We start from the raw sequence: 973 nt of genomic DNA, 5'->3' as shown, positions 1-973 counted from the left end.
AAATTTAGAAATGAATAAAAATAAACATTAACATTAATAAAGATAAGTAAGAAATCATTCGTATTATTTAAAGAAGGTTTCTTATCAAACTTATAATTAGATTATACAAGGTGGGATTGAACTTAATAGTAGGCTTTTTATCGGGACAGGAAAATATCCAACAAACAAAATGATTCCTGATGTAGTTAACGCGTCAAAAGCTCAGGTCGTAACTGTTGCACTTAGACGAATAGATTTTAATTCAAAAAATGAGAATATACTTAATTTTATACCTAAATCTTGCACTTTATTGCCAAACACTTCTGGGGCTAAAAATGCGCAAGAAGCAATACGTATTGCTCATATTGCAAAAGCTGCTGGATGTGGAAACTTAATTAAGATCGAGGTTATCTCTGACAAAAAATATCTCCTTCCTGATAATTTTGAAACAATTAAAGCAACTGAGATTTTGGTAAAAGAAGGTTTTATTGTCCTTCCTTATATGAGTCCAGACCTTATGTGTGCAAAACATTTAAGAGATGTTGGTGCTGCTGCAATTATGCCACTAGGTGCTCCAATTGGTACAAATAAGGGCCTAATGACCAAAGAATTAATTAAAATTCTAATAAATGAAATAGATTTACCAATTATTGTAGATGCAGGCATTGGAAGACCATCTGATGCTGCAGAGGCTATGGAACTTGGCGCTGCTGCAGTACTTTTAAATACAGCAATAGCAACTGCTGGAGATCCTATACTTATGGGTGAAGCTTTTGGACTTGCAGTAGAGGCTGGAAGAAAGGCTTATTTATCAGGTGCAGGTGCCATTAAAATGTATGCGCAGGCTTCTTCACCACTTACTGGTATTTTAGGTGATTTATAATATTATATGATTATCCCACAAAAAGCTTGTAATTACTTCCAAACGTAGTAATTATGATATAATAATATCAAAATCAGTACGTAGAGGAGGATTACTATGTTTTGCAAAAAT

1 protein-coding gene is annotated in these 973 nt (G+C 33.3%); it reads left to right on the top strand.

Annotation, left to right across the window (positions count from 1 at the left end; genetic code table 11):
* Window positions 1-100 precede the first annotated feature (100 nt).
* Entirely contained in the window at window positions 101-862 is a 762-nt protein-coding gene (locus KPL38_RS19345; RefSeq protein WP_216290759.1) for a thiazole synthase, read from the top strand.
* Window positions 863-973 lie beyond the last annotated feature (111 nt).

This window comes from Clostridium psychrophilum, assembly GCF_018861705.1.
Taxonomy (GTDB): Bacteria; Bacillota; Clostridia; order Clostridiales; family Clostridiaceae; genus Clostridium_AD; species Clostridium_AD psychrophilum.
This window is presented reverse-complemented; position numbering and strand designations above follow the sequence as displayed.